The organism is Mycolicibacter nonchromogenicus (assembly GCF_002101775.1).
In the GTDB taxonomy this organism is placed as follows: domain Bacteria; phylum Actinomycetota; class Actinomycetes; order Mycobacteriales; family Mycobacteriaceae; genus Mycobacterium; species Mycobacterium nonchromogenicum.
On the sequence record NZ_LQPI01000023.1, the window covers coordinates 166,539 to 182,552 of the forward strand.

General features: G+C 66.2%; 16 protein-coding genes. 3 read left to right on the plus strand and 13 right to left on the minus strand.

Going from position 1 to position 16,014, the window contains the following annotated elements; genetic code table 11:
- Nucleotides 1–29 precede the first annotated feature (29 nt).
- Entirely contained in the window at nucleotides 30–854 is an 825-nt protein-coding gene (locus AWC18_RS03170; protein ID WP_064999993.1) for an SDR family oxidoreductase, read from the minus strand.
- A 17-nt stretch (nucleotides 855–871) separates the two neighbouring features.
- On the minus strand, nucleotides 872–2,134 hold the full coding sequence (locus tag AWC18_RS03175; RefSeq protein ID WP_065000035.1) for an amidohydrolase family protein: 1,263 nt from the start codon (nucleotides 2,132–2,134) through the stop codon (nucleotides 872–874).
- Nucleotides 2,135–2,159: 25 nt separating this feature from the next.
- Here AWC18_RS03175 and AWC18_RS03180 point away from each other — a divergent pair, with 25 nt between their 5' ends.
- Nucleotides 2,160–2,984: an AraC family transcriptional regulator gene (locus tag AWC18_RS03180; protein ID WP_064999994.1), complete on the plus strand. Its 825-nt coding sequence runs from the start codon at nucleotides 2,160–2,162 to the stop codon at nucleotides 2,982–2,984.
- On the opposite strand, the gene AWC18_RS03185 is transcribed toward AWC18_RS03180, so the two are convergent.
- The 7 genes from AWC18_RS03185 to AWC18_RS03215 all read right to left on the minus strand — a co-directional run bounded on the left by AWC18_RS03185 (nucleotide 2,985) and on the right by AWC18_RS03215 (nucleotide 10,822).
- Nucleotides 2,985–4,157 (minus strand): acyl-CoA dehydrogenase family protein, encoded by a 1,173-nt coding sequence (locus tag AWC18_RS03185; RefSeq protein ID WP_064999995.1) that lies wholly within the window; start codon nucleotides 4,155–4,157, stop codon nucleotides 2,985–2,987.
- Nucleotides 4,158–4,169: 12 nt separating this feature from the next.
- Entirely contained in the window at nucleotides 4,170–5,240 is a 1,071-nt protein-coding gene (locus AWC18_RS03190) for an acyl-CoA dehydrogenase family protein (protein ID WP_064999996.1), read from the minus strand.
- A gap of 1 nt (nucleotide 5,241) precedes the next feature.
- Nucleotides 5,242–6,105, minus strand: a complete 864-nt coding sequence (locus AWC18_RS03195) for an amidohydrolase family protein (RefSeq protein ID WP_064999997.1) — start codon at nucleotides 6,103–6,105, stop codon at nucleotides 5,242–5,244.
- On the minus strand, nucleotides 6,102–7,718 hold the full coding sequence (locus AWC18_RS03200; RefSeq protein WP_064999998.1) for an acyl-CoA synthetase: 1,617 nt from the start codon (nucleotides 7,716–7,718) through the stop codon (nucleotides 6,102–6,104). Before AWC18_RS03200 ends, AWC18_RS03195 begins: the two co-directional genes overlap by 4 nt.
- 2 nt (nucleotides 7,719–7,720) lie before the next feature.
- On the minus strand, nucleotides 7,721–8,971 hold the full coding sequence (locus AWC18_RS03205) for an amidohydrolase family protein (RefSeq protein ID WP_064999999.1): 1,251 nt from the start codon (nucleotides 8,969–8,971) through the stop codon (nucleotides 7,721–7,723).
- A 4-nt stretch (nucleotides 8,972–8,975) separates the two neighbouring features.
- Complete coding sequence (locus tag AWC18_RS03210; RefSeq protein ID WP_065000000.1) at nucleotides 8,976–9,809, minus strand: enoyl-CoA hydratase; 834 nt, start codon at nucleotides 9,807–9,809, stop codon at nucleotides 8,976–8,978.
- A 251-nt stretch (nucleotides 9,810–10,060) separates the two neighbouring features.
- Entirely contained in the window at nucleotides 10,061–10,822 is a 762-nt protein-coding gene (locus AWC18_RS03215) for a crotonase/enoyl-CoA hydratase family protein (RefSeq protein WP_085137572.1), read from the minus strand.
- A gap of 166 nt (nucleotides 10,823–10,988) precedes the next feature.
- Here AWC18_RS03215 and AWC18_RS03220 point away from each other — a divergent pair, with 166 nt between their 5' ends.
- Nucleotides 10,989–11,732, plus strand: a complete 744-nt coding sequence (locus AWC18_RS03220; protein WP_085137574.1) for a TetR/AcrR family transcriptional regulator — start codon at nucleotides 10,989–10,991, stop codon at nucleotides 11,730–11,732.
- A 19-nt stretch (nucleotides 11,733–11,751) separates the two neighbouring features.
- Here AWC18_RS03220 and AWC18_RS03225 read toward each other — a convergent pair whose 3' ends face one another.
- The 4 genes from AWC18_RS03225 to AWC18_RS03240 form a co-directional block, all read right to left on the minus strand.
- A complete protein-coding gene (locus tag AWC18_RS03225) occupies nucleotides 11,752–12,927 on the minus strand; it encodes a thiolase family protein (RefSeq protein ID WP_085137576.1) in 1,176 nt (391 codons plus the stop codon).
- Between the two features lie 115 nt (nucleotides 12,928–13,042).
- Nucleotides 13,043–13,420, minus strand: coding sequence for a hypothetical protein (locus AWC18_RS03230; RefSeq protein WP_133054970.1), 378 nt, complete (start codon nucleotides 13,418–13,420; stop codon nucleotides 13,043–13,045).
- Between the two features lie 82 nt (nucleotides 13,421–13,502).
- A complete protein-coding gene (locus AWC18_RS03235; RefSeq protein ID WP_085137580.1) occupies nucleotides 13,503–14,390 on the minus strand; it encodes an enoyl-CoA hydratase/isomerase family protein in 888 nt (295 codons plus the stop codon).
- Nucleotides 14,387–15,070, minus strand: a complete 684-nt coding sequence (locus tag AWC18_RS03240) for a hotdog family protein (protein ID WP_109470509.1) — start codon at nucleotides 15,068–15,070, stop codon at nucleotides 14,387–14,389. Before AWC18_RS03240 ends, AWC18_RS03235 begins: the two co-directional genes overlap by 4 nt.
- A 90-nt stretch (nucleotides 15,071–15,160) precedes the next feature.
- On the opposite strand from AWC18_RS03240, the gene AWC18_RS03245 reads away from it, so the two are divergent.
- Complete coding sequence (locus tag AWC18_RS03245; RefSeq protein ID WP_065000037.1) at nucleotides 15,161–15,997, plus strand: enoyl-CoA hydratase/isomerase family protein; 837 nt, start codon at nucleotides 15,161–15,163, stop codon at nucleotides 15,995–15,997.
- Nucleotides 15,998–16,014: the final 17 nt, after the last annotated feature.

Here is a 16,014-nt window from a genome sequence, read left to right on the forward strand (position 1 = left end):
AGTCGACGCAGGCAAATCCGGCGCTGACCTCAGCCGGCTGCCGCCACCCGGGCCCGTTCTCGCAATGAGGCCACCACACCGCCGTCGTTGAGGATGTCGGTGCCGGTGAGGTAGCCCGCCTTGGCACTGACGCAGAACGCCAGCAGTTCGGCCATCTCCTCGGGCTTGCCCCAGCGCGGGACGGCGGCGTCGGCGACCAGCGCCCCGGCGCCGCCCTGCTCCTCCAACCGGCCCATCTCGGTGTCCACCGATCCCGGCGAGATCGAGACGATCCGCAGCCCGCGGCCGTTGAACCGCTCGGCCTGCGCGCTGGAATACCAGCGCACGAAGGCCTTGCTGATGCCATAGGCCATGCCCGAACGCACTTCCGGCGGCATCGGTTCGCACGCCGCCGCCATGGCAGCGGTGAACGCGCCGGGGTCGCGCAAGGCCAGTGGGAACTGGTCTGTGGGAATCAGCTCCTCGGGGGTCAGGTACGCGGCCATCGATGCGACGTTGACGATCGCGGCCCCCTCCGGCGCCACGGCATAGAAGACCTCGTTGACGTTGAGGGTGCCGATGGCGTTGGTGCGCATCACGTAGTCGGCGTCGCCCATGCGGGGACTGACGCCGGCGGTGTGGATCACCGCGGTGACGGGTCCGATGCCGCCCGCGGTCGCGAACAGCGCGGCGACCGCGTCGCTATCGGTGACGTCACAGTTGACGGTCACGACGTCGAACTCCTGCAGCACGTCTGCGGCGGCGTCCAGGCGGTCCTGCCGGACATCGCAGAGCACGATGGGCTGCTCCCGGCCGATGATCTTGGCGGTGGCCAAGCCCATCCCGCCGGCTCCACCGGTGATCACTGCAACCATCGCGCTACCGCCTTCCCTCACGCCTTCGCCAGTTGCTTGTCGGCGTAGCGGCGCGCCCATTCGGCGCGCGACCGGATCGAGGTGTCCACGTCGGTCGCGGTGGCCCGCAAGGCTCCCACCGTCGCCTGCTCGCGCGGGGTGTGGGCGAACGGGTCCCAGCCGAAGAAGCGGCAGGAGTTCTCCCAGGTGATCTTGTTGATGTCGGAGTCGTCGGCGCCGGCGGCCTCCAGCTCGGCCAGCACCTGCTCGGGCGCGTCCGGCCAGAAGCAGTCCGAGTGCGGGTAGTCGCATTCCCAGGCGATGATGTCGATGCCGATCTCGTGGCGCAGCTTCAGCGACGTCTTGTCGGTGACGTAGCAGGCCAGCGAGTGTTCGCGGAACACCTCGGAGGGCAGCTTGTCGCCGAAGTCGCGGCGCAGCCATTTCTGGTTGGTGTAGTGCCGGTCGCTGCGGTCCAGGTAGAACGGGATCCAGCCGATACCACCCTCGGAGAAGGCGAATTTCAGGTCCGGGTAGTTGCGCATCGCCGGACCCCACAACAGGTCCTGAGCGCACATCGCCGAGATCTGGGTGGCCAGGATGATCAGGTTGTCGATCGGGGCGTTGGGGGCCATGCTGATCGCCCCGAAGCCGGTGCCGATGTGCAGACACATCACCACGCCGGTCTCCGACAGCGTGCGGAACACCGGGCCCCAGTACTCCTCATCGTGGTAGCTGGGCAGGCCCTCCAGGTGCGGCAGTTCGGGCATGGTGACCGCGCGGCAGCCCTTGGCCGCCACCCGACGAATCTCGGCGCACATCGCTTCGGGGTTCCAGGTCGGCAGAATCGCGATCGGGATGAAGCGGCCGGGATAGGAGCCGGCCCACTCGTCGATGTGCCAGTCGTTGTAGGCCGACACCATCACCAGGGTGACGTTCTCGCGGGTCATGTTGAGGTGGCGCGCGGAGAACCCGGTGAAGGTCGGGAAGCACATCGAGGCAAGGATGCCGTTGCGGCTCATGTCGCGGACCCGCTCGTGCACGTCATAGACGCCGGGGCGCATCTCGGCGAAGCCGGCCGGGTCGCGGCCCCACTCCTCGGCCGGCCACGACACCACCGCGTTCAGCCCGCTGACGCCCTGCGGCCGGCCCTGATACATCCACTGGTCGACGCCTTTTTCGTCGGTGACGACGATGGGCGCCTCCGCCTTGTACTTGGCCGGGACGTGATTGAGGAACATGTCGGGGGGCTCCACCACGTGGTCGTCGATGCTGACCAGGATCAAGTCGTCGATGTTCATGTCCCTACTAGTACCCTGGAAAACCGTGACCGTCTCCGCGCGATCGGCCATAGACTTTGCAGAACCGGCCAACATCGATCTGCGGCGAGGTGGCCGTGCCCGAGCCGGCAGTTACCTCTACGAGGGGCAGCATCTGATCACCGGGTGGCACTCCCACGACATGCACCAGATCGAGTACGCCGTCGCAGGCGTGGTCGAAGTCGAGACCGCCTCGGCCCACTACCTGTTGCCGCCGCAGCAGGCGGCCTGGATTCCGGCCGGCTTGGAGCATCAGGCCACCATGCGGCCCGAAGTGCGCACCGTGGCAGTCATGTTCGACCCCGAGTTGGTGGCCCACGCCGGCGACCGGGCCCGCATCTTGACCGTCTCTCCTTTGATCCGGGAGATGATGCTGCACTCGCTGCGCTGGCCGATCGAGCGGGCCGACGGCGACGTGGTGTCCGACGACTTCTTCCGCACGCTGGGGCACCTGGTCTCCGCTGCGCTGGACCACGAGGCGCCGCTGAGCCTGCCCACCTCCGACCATCCGATCGTCGGACCGGCGATGACCTACACCAAGGACCATTTGGCGTCGGTGACCGCGGCCGAGGTCGCTCACGCCGTCGCGGTGTCCGAGCGAACCCTGCGCCGTCAGTTCGAAGCGGTGATCGGCATGTCGTGGCGTACCTATCTGCTGCACGCTCGAATGCTGCAGGCGATGGCGTTGCTCGCCGCGCCCGACCAGGGGGTGCAGCAGACCGCCACGGCCGTCGGCTTCGACAGCCTGTCCGCCTTCACTCGGGCGTTCACCCGTTTCGCCGGCGAGGCACCGTCAAGCTACCACCGCCGCATAGGTACCACCGCGTCCTGACTACTTCGTCGCCGGCGCAGCGTAACTCGGCTTGCCCAGGCCCAGCACATACTGGGCGATCATGTTGCGGAACACTTCCAGGGTGCCGCCGTAGATACCGACCAGTGGAGCGAACCGGAAGATGTAGTCCGATGCCCCACCGTCGATGGCGCCGTCGGTGTCGATGGGAAGTGCCGACGCACTTCCGAGCAGATCCATCAGGTCCGGCGAGACGTCGCGCATCGTCTGCGCCAGAGCCACCCGTCCGAAGATGGACGGCGCAGACAGTGACGCCTCTACCCGTGCCGCCGCACGCCCGAGCCGGTAGGCCACCGAACGATCCGAGATACTCCCCGACCCCCCGACCACCTCGCCGGCCTTGTCGACAGCCTCGGCCATGAAGTTCGCCTGGTGCATCATGATCGAGACATCCTGCAATCCATCGGGATCGGCGGCCACCGCACCGTGTTCGACGTTGAGCGGCTCGCGCAGCACGGTCCAGCCGCCGTTGACCTCTCCGAGTCGGTACTTGTCGTCGACGCGTACGTCGCTGTAGTAGACGATGTTGGTGCGGTCGCCGTCGACGGTGCGCAGGCCCTGAATCTCGATTCCCGGACTGTTCAACGGCACCAGGAACATGGTCAGACTCTTGTGTTTCCGCGCATTCGGATCGGTGTTGGTGATCAGGAAGACGTACTGGCAGTTGTGAGCGCCGGTGGTGAACATCTTGGAGCCGTTGATAACCCAGCTGTCGCCGTCACGCACCGCGCGGGTCTTGCAGGTTGCGACGTCGGAGCCGCCTTCGGGCTCGGTGTAGCCCAGGCACAGCCTGATATGCCCGCTGAAGACCCCGGGCAGGATCTCCTCGCGCAGCTCGGGCGAGCCGAAGGAGGCAACTGAGCGGGCCACCATCGACGTGGTACCCCAGGTGACCCATGGGACGTGCGCGCGTCGCTTCTCCAGCTCCCAGATGCGCCGGCGCACCCGCGAGAATCCGCCGTCGGCTTCGGTTTTCCACTCCGCCTCGAGGTAGCCCGCGGCACCGAGCGCCAGGTGAACACCCTCATCGAAGTTGTCCCCGGTCTCGCGGTCTCGGCGCTTGACCTCCTCGGTGACATGAGTGGCCAGGAAGGCGCGCACCTCGTCGCGGAAGGCGAGGTCTTCGTCGGTCAGTTGCGGTTGTGAGAAGTCCATGAGCTCGATGTCCTATTCAGCTGCGCGGGCGGCGGTCTCGCGGGCGGCGACAATATCGCCGATACGGCAGGCGGTGGCTCCGGGGTCGCCCCCGGCCAGCGGCCAGCCGCGGGCCCGGACGAGGTAGGCGGTGGCTGCTGCTTCGGCTGAAACGCCCAGACCACCTTGGATGTGCACCGCCATGGTGGCGGCCTTGGCGGCCTCCTCTGCCATGAATACGAATGCCGAACCCGCCAGTTCCGGACGCTCGTCCGGCTCGTTGTCCATGAACCAGCCGGCGCGGTAGGCCAGGTTGCGTCCGGAGGCCACCGTTATCGCCATATTCGCCAACGGGTGCGAGATCGCCTGCAGGGTGCCGATCGGCACGCCGAGGGTGTATCGGGTCTTGGCGAACTCGGCGGCGATGGTCATGGTCTGCTCTACCATCCCGACCAGCGCGGAGGCCGTCAGCAGTCGCCATTCATCCAGTGCCCGCTGATATTCCGCAAGCGCCTCGGGCCCGCTGGCCAGCACGGTGACCGCGTCGGCGTCGGCCGGGTCGACCCAGGCCATCGGCAACCGGCCGATGTTGGCGACCCGAGCCGGTCGGGTGTCGAACGCGAGTCGCACCACGGCATCGCCGTCGCGGACGATGATGCTGTCGGCGATCGAACCGGTCGGCAGTAGCCGGGATCCGGCCGTAGGCTCCTGGTGCGGATCGAACGCGATCAGCCGATTCCCGCTCACGATGTCGCCGGTGTCGTCTGCTTCCGGCGATAAGCCACCGAGGCGGCCCAGAAGGCGCGCGGCGCATACCTGGTCGATCCAGGGCACCGGCGCCAGCGATCGGCCGATCTCCTCGGCGACCAGCGCAAGGTCGACGAGCGTTGCTCCGTCGCCACCGACCGACTCCGGCAACGCCATGGTGGTGGCGCCCATCGCACACAGTCGCTCCCACAAGTTCTTGTCGAAGCCGGATTCCTCTGCGGCGCGCACCGTCTCGATCGGGCAGTGCGTGGTGAAGAACTGCTTATAGGCGGTCTGCAACGCGACGTGGTCTTCGGTCAGGCTGTAGTCCAGCCTGCGAAGTTCGAAACGGTCCATCTCAGCTCTCCTGTTCGGGTACGGCGCCGCGTTCGGCGAAGAAGAAGTCGGCGGCATTGCGGTAGAGGTACTTGTCGAGCACATCGGGCGGCAGGTCCAGGGCCCGCGCCTCGGGCACCACCCGGTTCATGCGCAGCACCGGCCAATCCGAGGCGAAGATGACCTTGCCGGCACCCCGGGTACGCATGAAGTGCAGCAGGGTTTCGGGCAGTCGTTTCGGCGACCAGGCCGAGGTCATCAACCGCAGGTTGCGGTACTTGATGAGCATGCGGATCGCGACGTCCCACCATGGGTCGGCACCGTGGATCATGCACAGCCGCAGTTCCGGAAAGCGCACGCAGACCCGATCCAGGTGGATCGGATGCTGCACTTCGCCCGGGATCGGCGGCCCCGGAATGCCGGTGTTGACGCACAGTGGCAGATCCAGTTCGGCGCACTTGGCGTACAGCGGGTAGTAGACGGCGTCACTGGGCGGATATTGGCCATCACCCCAAAAGCTCGGTCCGACGACGGCGTAGACGACCGGCAGGTCGCTGACGACGGCGTTCAATTCGCGTAGCGCGGGTACCGGACGCAACAGGTTCATTCCGCCCATCGCCAGCGCGAAGCGGTCTGGCCGGGCCTCGACGAACTTTCGCGCAGTCACCGATGGTTTGGTCAGGTTGTCCATCAAGACGGCCTTGGTCACGCCGTGGGCATCCATCTCATCGAGCAGCGCCGAGAGGTCGACCGGAGCGAACATCGTCTCCGGACCCTTGAAGTAGTCATCGCGGGTCCTGACCATCCAGGCCGGCTGTTCGTTCTCGCCGAAGTGCACGTTCACCAGACAATCGATGACTCGTGACTGTTCGCCCACACCACTCATGCCGTAGTCACCTCATTCACCTGACGTTTCGCCCAGCGGTAGTCGGCCTTGCCATTGCCCAGTCGGCGCACCTGGGCCACGGTGATGAATGCCTTGGGCACCTTGAAGCCCGCCAGAACGGCTCGGCAGTGTGCGTGCAACTGCTCGTCAGTGACAGCCGAATTGGTCTGCGGGGCAATCAGCGCGACCAGCTCCTCACCCCAGCGCTCGCTGGGCCGGCCCACCACCAAGGCATCGGCCACCCCCGGATGAGCACGCAACACGTCCTCGACTTCCTCGACGAACACCTTCTCCCCACCGGTGTTGACCACCAACGAGTCCCGGCCGAACAACCGCAGCGTGCCGTCGTTGTCGATGCTGGCGCGATCCCCGGAGATCACTATCCGCTGCCCGTCGATTTCGCCGAAGGTGCGCTGCGTGGCGTCGGCGTCGTCGAAGTAACCGAGCGGGATTCGGCCCGTCCGTACCACCCATCCGACCTCGGGATCGCCGGGCTGCAGGAACCGGGTCCGGTCCTGCGAGACCACCGATCCCCCGGTTCGTAGATCGAAGGTGTCACGCCGCACCTCGCGCCGGCTGCGGCCGAACCCCAGATTTCCGGTCTCGGAGGAGCCGTACCCGTTGATCAGGGTGATCTGCGGGAGCAATTCGAGCAGCGCCGCCTGATACTTCGGATTGGTTGCGGCGCCGCCGGTTCCGATCGAGTGCAGGCACGACAGGTCATAGCTCGCGTTGCGCAGTTCGGCGACCAGGGGCGCGGCGTAGGCGTCGCCCACCATCGTCATCAACCCCACCTTTTCGCGCGCAGCGGTCTGCAGGACCGAACGGGCGTCGAACTTGGTGCGGGTGTCATTGAGGATCACGGTCTGGCCGCTCAATATCGCCGAGAACGCGGTCCACAGTCCAGCGGCGTGCATCAGCGGTGACAGCGCGAACCACGGCGGACCGCTATGTTGCACCTTCTGGTGGATCTCACTCGCCGAGGCGTGGTCGTCACCGACCATCGACGAGACGTAGATGTCGCTTTGTCGCCACAGCACTCCCTTCGGCCGGCCGGTGGTGCCCCCGGTGCAGATCATCAGCAGATCGTCCGGCGACGGCTCCACCCGGTGGTCGGTATCACCCTGCGCCAGTGCATCTTCCAGCGATACCGCATCGAGTGCGGCACCATGGGCGGTGCCGTCCTCGATTCGGATCAGCAGTTCGGCTCCGGATTCGCGGAGGCTGTCGGCGAATTTCTCCTCCAGGCAGGCGTGGTAGATGACGGCTCGGGGCCGCAGATAGTCGAGGAGCTCGTCGACTTCGGCCGATGTGTAGTAGTGGTTCACGTTGACCGGGACCGTGCGCGCTTTGAGACAGCCGATCACCATGTCGGGATACAGGTCGTTGTGCATGAGCAGTGCGACCCGGTCCTGGCCGCACTCCCAGTTGCGCAGCTCCGCGCGCTCACGATGGGCGCCAAGTCCCCGGCCAGCCAGGTAGTTGGCCAGTCTACGGGTGCGCTCCGCGGATTGCGCGAACGTGGTGCGCCGGTCCCCGCAGATCGTCATAGGACGGTCGGGGACGGCATCGGCGATCGCCTCGAGGACGGCGCCGAGTGTCCATTCGCGCACCGTCAGACCGAAGCTGTCAGGTGGGCGACGCCCGGCGCGGAACGATTCGGGCTTCCCAGCAGGGTCAGGGCGTTGTCTCGCATCACCTTTCGGGTGTCTTCTGCGCTGAACTCCGGAAACTGCGGGATGTCTGCGGTGAAGGATGTCGGGTCGGCCAGACCCTCACCGTGCGGCCAGTCAGAGCCGAACAGGATCTTGTCCACGCCGATGGTCTCGGCCAGCAGCTTCACGTCATCCTCGTAGTAGGGGGCAATCCAGACGTTGTTGCGCAGCTGCTCGACCGGATCTTCCCTGTAGTGGTACGGCGCATTGTTGGCCGACTTCTTCAACCGCTTGATCAGCCGATAGACGAAGTACGAGCCGTTCTCGATGCTGACCACCTTGAGCTTGGGGTGACGGGTGAACACCTGGTGCACGATCATCGAGGCGATGGTGTCGTGGATCGCGCGATCGTCCATGATCACCATGTCCAGCGGATCACGCTTGCCGAATCCCCGGAACACGCCGCTGCCACCCCACAACGCCGGGATCGCCATGTAACCGGAGTCGGACAGGTGGAAGACGACGGCGACGCCCGCCTCGGCAAGACGTGCCCACACCGGGTCGTGCACCGGGTCACCGAGAGACCGGGGCCGTACTTCGCCGGGCACCGGCGCCGGGCGCACACACACCAGCTTGGCGCCGCGGCTGATCACGAATTCGACTTCCTCGACGGCCTTCTCGGGATCGGCCAGCGAGATGATCGGTGCGGAGATCATGCGGCCGTCGGGACGGTCGAAGCCCCAGTCCTCGTCGAGCCACAGGTTGAACGCGTGCACCGAAGCCATGGTGGCGGGGATGTCGTGCTTGAGTCCCTCCTCCACGCCACAGGCGAATGTCGGCAGCATGAACACCGTCTCCAGCCGCTGCCGGTCGAGCACCTGCACGCGCGCATCGCGGTTCTGGTACTCGGGATGGTCAGAGAGCCGGTCGACCTTCATCAACGAAGCCGGATCCACACCTTCGGGGATCTCGCCGCGGAACAGCAGATCCAGGCAACCGGGTTCGATGATCGGGTCGAAGCTCGGGTTCGGGATGAAGTGATTGACGACCCCGCCGAACACCGCCAGGGTGCGCTTGCCATCCTGAACCATCTGGACACCGCGGCTGCGGAATTCTTTGGGCAGGTGTCGAGTGAAGGCGTCCAGCGGCTCGTAGTAGTGGTTGTCGACATCGACGGCCAAGTACGGGAGTCGTTCACCTGCGGCAGTCATGTGCTCACCTCTCTCCAAGGGGCGGGAAGTCCGGCGGTCGCTTCGCAAGGAAGCTGGTGACGCCCTCGATGACGTCGGGACGCGCCAGCGATTCGTACATCAGAGTTTCGGCGCGCGCGGTCACTGTGGCGACGTCATCGAGCGCGTCGCGGTAGGCCTGACTTTTGATCACCGCCAGTGAAGCCGGTGAACAGTTCGCGGCGATGTCCCGCGCGTAGTCCACAGCACGCGTCAGCAACAGTTCGGGCGCGACGACGTCGTTGACCAGACCAAGCTCACGGGCTTCCTCGGCGAGAAACGTGCGCCCGGACAGCAGCAGGTCCATCGCCGCGCCCCAGCCGGTCAACCGCGGGAGAATCCAGGTGATCCCGTGTTCGGCGATGAGTCCGCGCCGCGAGAACGCGGTGGCGAATTTGGCTCCGGCGGAAGCGAATCGGATGTCGCACATCAAGGCGTGCGTGAGTCCGATCCCGACGCAGTAGCCGTTGATCGCCGCGATCACGGGTTTGCGCAGTTCGGTCAGGAAGTGCGCCGGCCGATCCCCCACCAGCTGGGCCACATCGGTGTCAGACGTGTCGGCATCGGGATCTTCGAGACTGGTGGCGGGACCGAGGTCCGCACCGGCACAGAAGCCCCGGCCGCTGCCGGTCACCACGATCGCGCGCACCGCGGGATCGTCCTCGGCGTGATCGATCGCGGCGTAGAAGCCGGCCGCGATTTCGGGCCCCCAGGCGTTGAGCCGCTGCGGCCGGTTGAAGGTGATCACCCCGACCCCGTCGCGCACGTCGTAGAGCACGGCAGTGTCCGTCGCCAGCGCGCCGTCGTCGGCAGCGGTCATCGACCCCGCACCTCCTCGCCCCGGCCGTGGCGGCCGCCCGCAGGAATCCGACTGGAATTGGTTCTTACTGTATACCTTTCGGTAGCGCATTCCGCAAGCCTGCCGACCCGGGCACAATCGGTTATGTCAGCAGGTCAGAGCCCTTTTCTGGGTCTGCCGAGTCGGGAAATTCCGAGCTGGGTTCAGCGCTCACGTTCGAGGCGCCCGGGTGGGCGTTGCGACGCGAATCTCGTGCTGCCCGAGGCAGGGTGTCAGGTGCCGGTCCAGTTCGGGGCGCGCTTCTCGGCGAACGCGACAGCACCCTCCTTGGCGTCGTGAGAGGTGAACACCGGCGCGATCAGTTCGCCCTGCTTCTGCCAGATCTCGTCCTGACTCCAGCCGGCGGACTTCACCATGATCTCCTTGGTCACCGCGACGGCCAGTGGGCCGTTGGCGGTGATCCGCTCCGCCAGAGCGATCGCCCCGTCCAGCGCATCACCCGGTTCGGTGAGCACGTTGACGAAGCCCCACTGCGCGCCCTGTTCGGCGGTGAAACTCTCACCGGTCAAGGCCAATTCGAGTGCCTTCTGGTAGGGGATGCGATGCGGCAGGCGCAACAGGCCACCGCCGGCGGCAACCAGCCCCCGCTTGACCTCTGGGATACCGAATTTCGCGTCCTTGGCCGCCACCACCAGGTCGGTGGCCAGCACCAGCTCGGTGCCGCCGGCCACCGCGTGACCTTCGACCGCGGAGATCAGCGGCTTGCGCGGCGGGCGCTCGGTGAAGCCGAGCCCACGGCCCGGGACGTACGCCAACTCCCCGGCGGCGAACGCCTTGAGATCCATTCCCGCACAGAAGTTGCCGCCGGCTCCGGTGAGCACCCCGACCGACAGTTCGGGGGTGTCATCGAGCTCGTCGCACGCCGCAGCCAGGCCCTCGGCGACCGCCTTGTTGGCCGCGTTGCGCGCCTCCGGCCGGTTGATCGTGATGACGAGAATCCGTCCGCGACGTTCGCGCAGTACCGCTTCGGACACAGCTCACCCCTCAGGCGTTGCGACAAGGTATATCAAAATGCTTACCATATGCTTTACGGTAAGAGAAGCTCCATGACCGGTGGCAGCGCCGGGTACAGGTAGGTTTGACGGCTAGGTTTAATGACGAGATTCCGGCCGTGTCGACCAGAACTGGAGGTACCCCGCAGTGGCTAAGCAGCCAGTCGCCGAGAAGCGGCAACGGCGCGAACGCGGATCGATCAATCCCGATGACATCATCGACGGCGCCTTCGAGCTCGCCGAACAGATCGGGGTCGACAACCTGAGCATGCCGTTGCTCGGTAAGCATCTCGGCGTCGGCGTGACGAGCATCTACTGGTACTTCCGCAAGAAGGACGACCTCCTCAATGCGATGACCACCCGGGCCCTGCGCCAGTACACCTTCGCCACCCCGTATGTGGAGGCCAAGGACTGGCGTCAGACGTTGAGCAACCACGCACACAGCATGCGGTCGACCTTTCTGGGCAACCCGATCTTGTGCGACCTCATCCTGATTCGGTCCGCGCTGAGCCCGCGAGCCGCGCAAGTCGGCGTCCAGGAAGTGGAGCGGGCGATCGCCAGCCTGGTAGAGGCAGGCCTGTCACCGCAGGATGCCTTCGACACCTATTCGACGGTGTCGGTGCACATCCGCGGGTCGGTGGTACTGCAGCGCCTCTCGGAGAAGAACCGGGCCTCGGATGCCGAGGGGCCGTCCGATTTCCAGGAGGCCGTCGTCATCGACCCGGCCGTGACCCCGCTGCTGGCCGAGGCCAACCGGCAGGGTCATCGGGTGGGCGCGGCCGATGATGCCAATTTCGAATACGGCCTCAACTGCATTCTCGATCACGCCGAGCGGCTGATCGAGAAGAACACCAAGTCGGCGCGGCACCGCGCCTCGGCCAAAGCTCGCTAGGTCCGGCGGGGGCGTCCCGCTAGACCTCGACCACCACCGCGCCGCCCTGCCCGCCACCGGCGCACATGGCGGCCACACCGATGCCACCGCCACGCCGCTTCAGTTCATAGAGCAGTGTGGTCACCATCCGGGCGCCGGATGCGGCGATGGGGTGGCCGAGGCTGCAGCCGCTGCCGGAGAAGTTCACCAGCTCTTCGTCGATGCCGTATTCCTTGCACGCCGCGATCGGCACCGAGGCGAAGGCCTCATTGATCTCCCACAGCGCAACGTCGCCGACGGACAGCCCGGCCCGCTCCAACACCTTGCCGATCACCTTGACGCCGCCGAGCCCGGTGTCGCGGGGCGGCACACCGACCGCGCCCCAGGCCTTGACCGTTCCCATCACGGTCAGGCCGTTGTCGCGCGCGTAGTCGGAGTCGACCAGCGCGACCGCGGCTGCGGCATCGTTGGTGCCGCTGCTGTTGCCGGCGGTGATCGAGAATCCCTCGATCTCGGGGTGCAGCACCTTCAGGGCCGCCAGCTTCTCCGCAGTGGTTTCGCGGCGCGGAAACTCGTCGACCTTGAACTCGGTCACCGACCCGTCGGGCAGTTCTACTTTCAGCGGGATGATCTCGTCGACGAACTTGCCGGCGTCGATCGCGGCGATCGCCCGCTGATGCGACCTCGCGGCCCAGGCGTCCATCTCCTCGCGGGTGATGCCCGCCGCCTGCGCGGTGTTCCACCCCACGGTGATTGACATGTCGCGGGTGGGCGCATCCGGGGTTTCGGGATGCGTCGGCGGCATCCAGCGCTCCTCGAACTTCAGCTCGGGGCCGGGGATGCGCCAGTTCGTCAGCGGGGTCATCGACAGCGACTGCACGCCGCCGGCGATCAGCACTCGCTCCATACCCGAACCGATCTGCGCCGACGCGTTGCCGATCGCGGTCAGGCTGCCTGCGCAGTGCCGGTTGACCGACTGGCCGGGCACCGACTCCATCCCGCACGCAGCAGCTGCGTAACGAGCGAGATCGCCACCACCGTAGTGGGATTCGGCGAAGATGATGTCGTCGATCTCAGCAGGGTCAATACCTGCCCGGCGCACCACCTCGGGCAGCACCGTGGTGATCAGCGTCTCCGGAGGTGTGTTGACCAGAGTTCCCTTGAACGAACGTCCGATAGCCGTGCGCACGGCGCCGACGATGACAGGTGTAGGCATAACCCGAACTTACATTATTAGCCGCTTTTGTAAAGATGTCACCGTGCGGCCACGCCTGTCCGGCGGCCGTTGGTGGACTGGCCCACAGCCCGGAAGTGTTGGACGCCTCAGCCGTTCACCCGTTCTTGGTCAGTTGGTAACTGACCATCAGGCCCAGCGGCTGGGGGCACATATCCGATGCCGTGAGTTCCGCCGTGATGGTCCGTGTGCAGACCACGACTTCCCCATTGTCCGCTGCACGCACTTCGAACGTTCCGGTCCACCGGCCGTCCTGCTCGTGCAGTTGCGCCCCTTGGGCGTCGACATTCACACAACCCGGGCCGCACGGGGTGAGAACCCACGTCGGCGAGCGATCGTTGAGGTAGTTTCCGAAGGCGCCGGTCACCGTCGCCGTGTAGGAGCCGCTCAACGGGTCCGCGGATGCCACGCCCGCAGAACTGATCGCCAGCGCGGAAAGGACTGCGGCCACCGCCGACGCGCGAAATGTTGGCATATCCATTCCTCCCGTCATCAGAGTGAACGCACTGTAGCCCTTCGGCGTCAACGGCGAGAGCCATATCGCCGCATTGTCTTCCTCACGGCTCGGGCACGTGGAAGTGCTCGTCGCGCAGCCGGAACGCCTCCTTGGTTCCGTGCTGCGCCCGAGTCTTGACGAAGTTGAACTCCCCCGGCGCGAACTGCAGATTGGTTCCGTAGGCGTGAAACAGGTAGCTGGCCACCTCTTCGCCCTGATACGCCTGGCTCTGCTCGACGAGCCGGAAGGCCTCTTTGGCGATGACCACGCCGTCGGCGGGCATCTTGGCGGCTTTGCATGCCCAGTACCGCGCCCGTGCGGTCACGCTTTCCGGGTCGCAGGTCTCGGTGAACACCCCCAGATGCTCGACCGCGGCAGCCTCGATGATGTCCCCGGTCAGCAACAGCCGCCGGGCCAACACCGGGCCGAGGCGATGAAAGAACATGTGCAGGCTGCCCAGGGCCGGGCCCAGAAACCGCGTCGCGGGCATACCGATCTTGGTGTCACGCGCGATCACCGAGATGTCGGTCATCAAGGCCATCTCGAAACCGCCGCCGAGGGCATACCCGCTGATCTCACCCACTGTGACCTTCGGGAAACCCATCAGATTGTGATAGAAGCCGAACGTCTTGCGGTCCACCGCGAGCCGGCGTCGCTGACTCGGCCGGCCTTTGGCCGCCGGTTGCGCAGTCCCATCCTTGTCCCCGTACCACCCGTAGGCGTTGTTCATATCGGCCCCGGCGCTGAACACTCCGCCTGCACCGCGCAGCAGCACCACGACCAGATCGTCGTCCTCGGCGACTCGGTCTAGGCAGCGGGCAACCGCATCGCGCATCGCGGCATCGTAGGAATTACGCCGACCGGGGCTGTTCAACGTGATGGTCGCGATGCGCCCGTCGGGGTCGACATCGAAAAGCACGCGATCGTCGCCGGTCTCGGCAGCGCTCATCGGGGGGACTCCTCATCTCGTCTGCGGCCGAATCGGACAGCACTCAATTTGTCGGGCGGTGCCGCCACCGTGGTGACCTCGCCGGTACACAGCAACTCGCCGTCGTGAAGCAGCCGCGCGGTGGAGGCGATCCCCCGCTCGACCTCGGTTCGCACGACGTCGAAGTCCAGCTCGGCGAGGATGGGAGTCGGGCGCCGATAGGTAACCAGCAGTGAGCGGGTACGCCCGGCCAGGCCGGCTGCGCAGCTCTGATGCTGGGTTACGCAGTCGAAGAAGACCCCCAGAAATCCGCCGTGCACCAGCCCCGGCGGGCCTTCGTAGACCAGCGGGAAGGTGACACGCCCGGATGCCGTATCAGCATCCAGGTGATCGAACCGATATTCCGGGAAACAGGGGTTGAACGCCCCGACGTCGAACGCATGGTTGAGATAGACCCGGCCGCCGTCCTCGGACTCCAGTCGCGGCATCGGTTGCGAAGCGGCGACGTCGGCGAGCTGACGTTCCCATTCGGCGAAGCTGGCAAGCATGCCGTCCACCACCGGATGCGGGCGTTCCAGCCCGAGCAGCAGCCCGGCCATACGGCGCAGGGCGCCGGCCGCCGCCACGGTCTGCTCGAGCGGCGCCTCGCCGAAACGCGCGCCATCGGCCGAATTCACCGAGCCGCCCGAATGGTCCGCCATAGGCCCTTCCTTGTGACTGCCGGTGAAATCCCGCCAATCGTATCGCCTACTGTAGCCATAACGATATAGCGTTGAAGGGTGGACACCACAGTGGCCGACTCCCCCGACTCCGAGCCCGGATCCGCCGACGCTCCGGCCGCCGGCACGGTGACGGTGCTGCGTGACGGTGCGCTGCTCCGCCTGACACTGGACCGCCCGGACCGCCGGAACAGCCTGAGCCCGCCGATGACCGATGCACTGGTCACGGCCCTGACCGAGGCAGCCAGCGACGACACGTTGCGCGCCATCCATATCCGGGGCGCCGGTGATCACTTCTGCGCGGGTTCGGACTGGGTGGCCACCAACGCCGGCGGCGGGCGACCCCGCACCGGCGACCTGGTCCGGCGCATCCCGCATGCCGCGCACCGGGTCATCGAATTGATCCACACCATCCAGTTGCCGGTGGTGAGCAGCGTGCGCGGTTGGGCGGTGGGACTGGGCTGCAATCTGGCACTGGCCGCCGACTTCACCGTAGCTGCCGCCGACGCCGTCTTCTGGGAGCCGTTCCTGGCGCGGGGATTCAGCCCCGATTCGGGGGCTACCTGGCTATTACCGCGCCTGGTCGGACTCGCCCGGGCCCGCCGCATGCTGCTGCTCGGCGAGCAGGTCAGCGGCACATCCGCCGAGCAGTGGGGGTTGATCCATCAGGCCGTCGCACCAGCTGAACTGGACGCCGCCACCGACGAACTGTTGGGGCGTCTGATCGAGGGACCCACCGTCGCCATCGGCCTGACCAAGCAGGGACTGAACTACGGACAGCAGGCCTCGCTGCCGCAAGCCATGACCCAGGAACTGTTCAACCTTGAACTCAGTTGCCGAACAGCCGATTTCAAAGAAGGTCTGGCCGCTTTCACACAGCGACGACCGCCGGGATTCACCGGCCGCTGAGAGGAGAGGGATCGGCG

What these genes read in the sequence shown, in the direction of transcription:
- AWC18_RS03230 (WP_133054970.1), bottom strand. Translation starts at nt 13,420, where the DNA reads ATGCCAACATTTCGCGCGTCGGCGGTGGCCGCAGTCCTTTCCGCGCTG.
- AWC18_RS03175 (WP_065000035.1), bottom strand. Translation starts at nt 2,134, where the DNA reads ATGAACATCGACGACTTGATCCTGGTCAGCATCGACGACCACGTGGTG.
- AWC18_RS03190 (WP_064999996.1), bottom strand. Translation starts at nt 5,240, where the DNA reads ATGGACCGTTTCGAACTTCGCAGGCTGGACTACAGCCTGACCGAAGAC.
- AWC18_RS03205 (WP_064999999.1), bottom strand. Translation starts at nt 8,971, where the DNA reads ATGACTGCCGCAGGTGAACGACTCCCGTACTTGGCCGTCGATGTCGAC.
- AWC18_RS03185 (WP_064999995.1), bottom strand. Translation starts at nt 4,157, where the DNA reads ATGGACTTCTCACAACCGCAACTGACCGACGAAGACCTCGCCTTCCGC.
- AWC18_RS03235 (WP_085137580.1), bottom strand. Translation starts at nt 14,390, where the DNA reads ATGAGCGCTGCCGAGACCGGCGACGATCGCGTGCTTTTCGATGTCGAC.
- AWC18_RS03225 (WP_085137576.1), bottom strand. Translation starts at nt 12,927, where the DNA reads ATGCCTACACCTGTCATCGTCGGCGCCGTGCGCACGGCTATCGGACGT.
- AWC18_RS03210 (WP_065000000.1), bottom strand. Translation starts at nt 9,809, where the DNA reads ATGACCGCTGCCGACGACGGCGCGCTGGCGACGGACACTGCCGTGCTC.
- AWC18_RS03170 (WP_064999993.1), bottom strand. Translation starts at nt 854, where the DNA reads ATGGTTGCAGTGATCACCGGTGGAGCCGGCGGGATGGGCTTGGCCACC.
- AWC18_RS03240 (WP_109470509.1), bottom strand. Translation starts at nt 15,070, where the DNA reads ATGGCGGACCATTCGGGCGGCTCGGTGAATTCGGCCGATGGCGCGCGT.
- AWC18_RS03195 (WP_064999997.1), bottom strand. Translation starts at nt 6,105, where the DNA reads ATGAGTGGTGTGGGCGAACAGTCACGAGTCATCGATTGTCTGGTGAAC.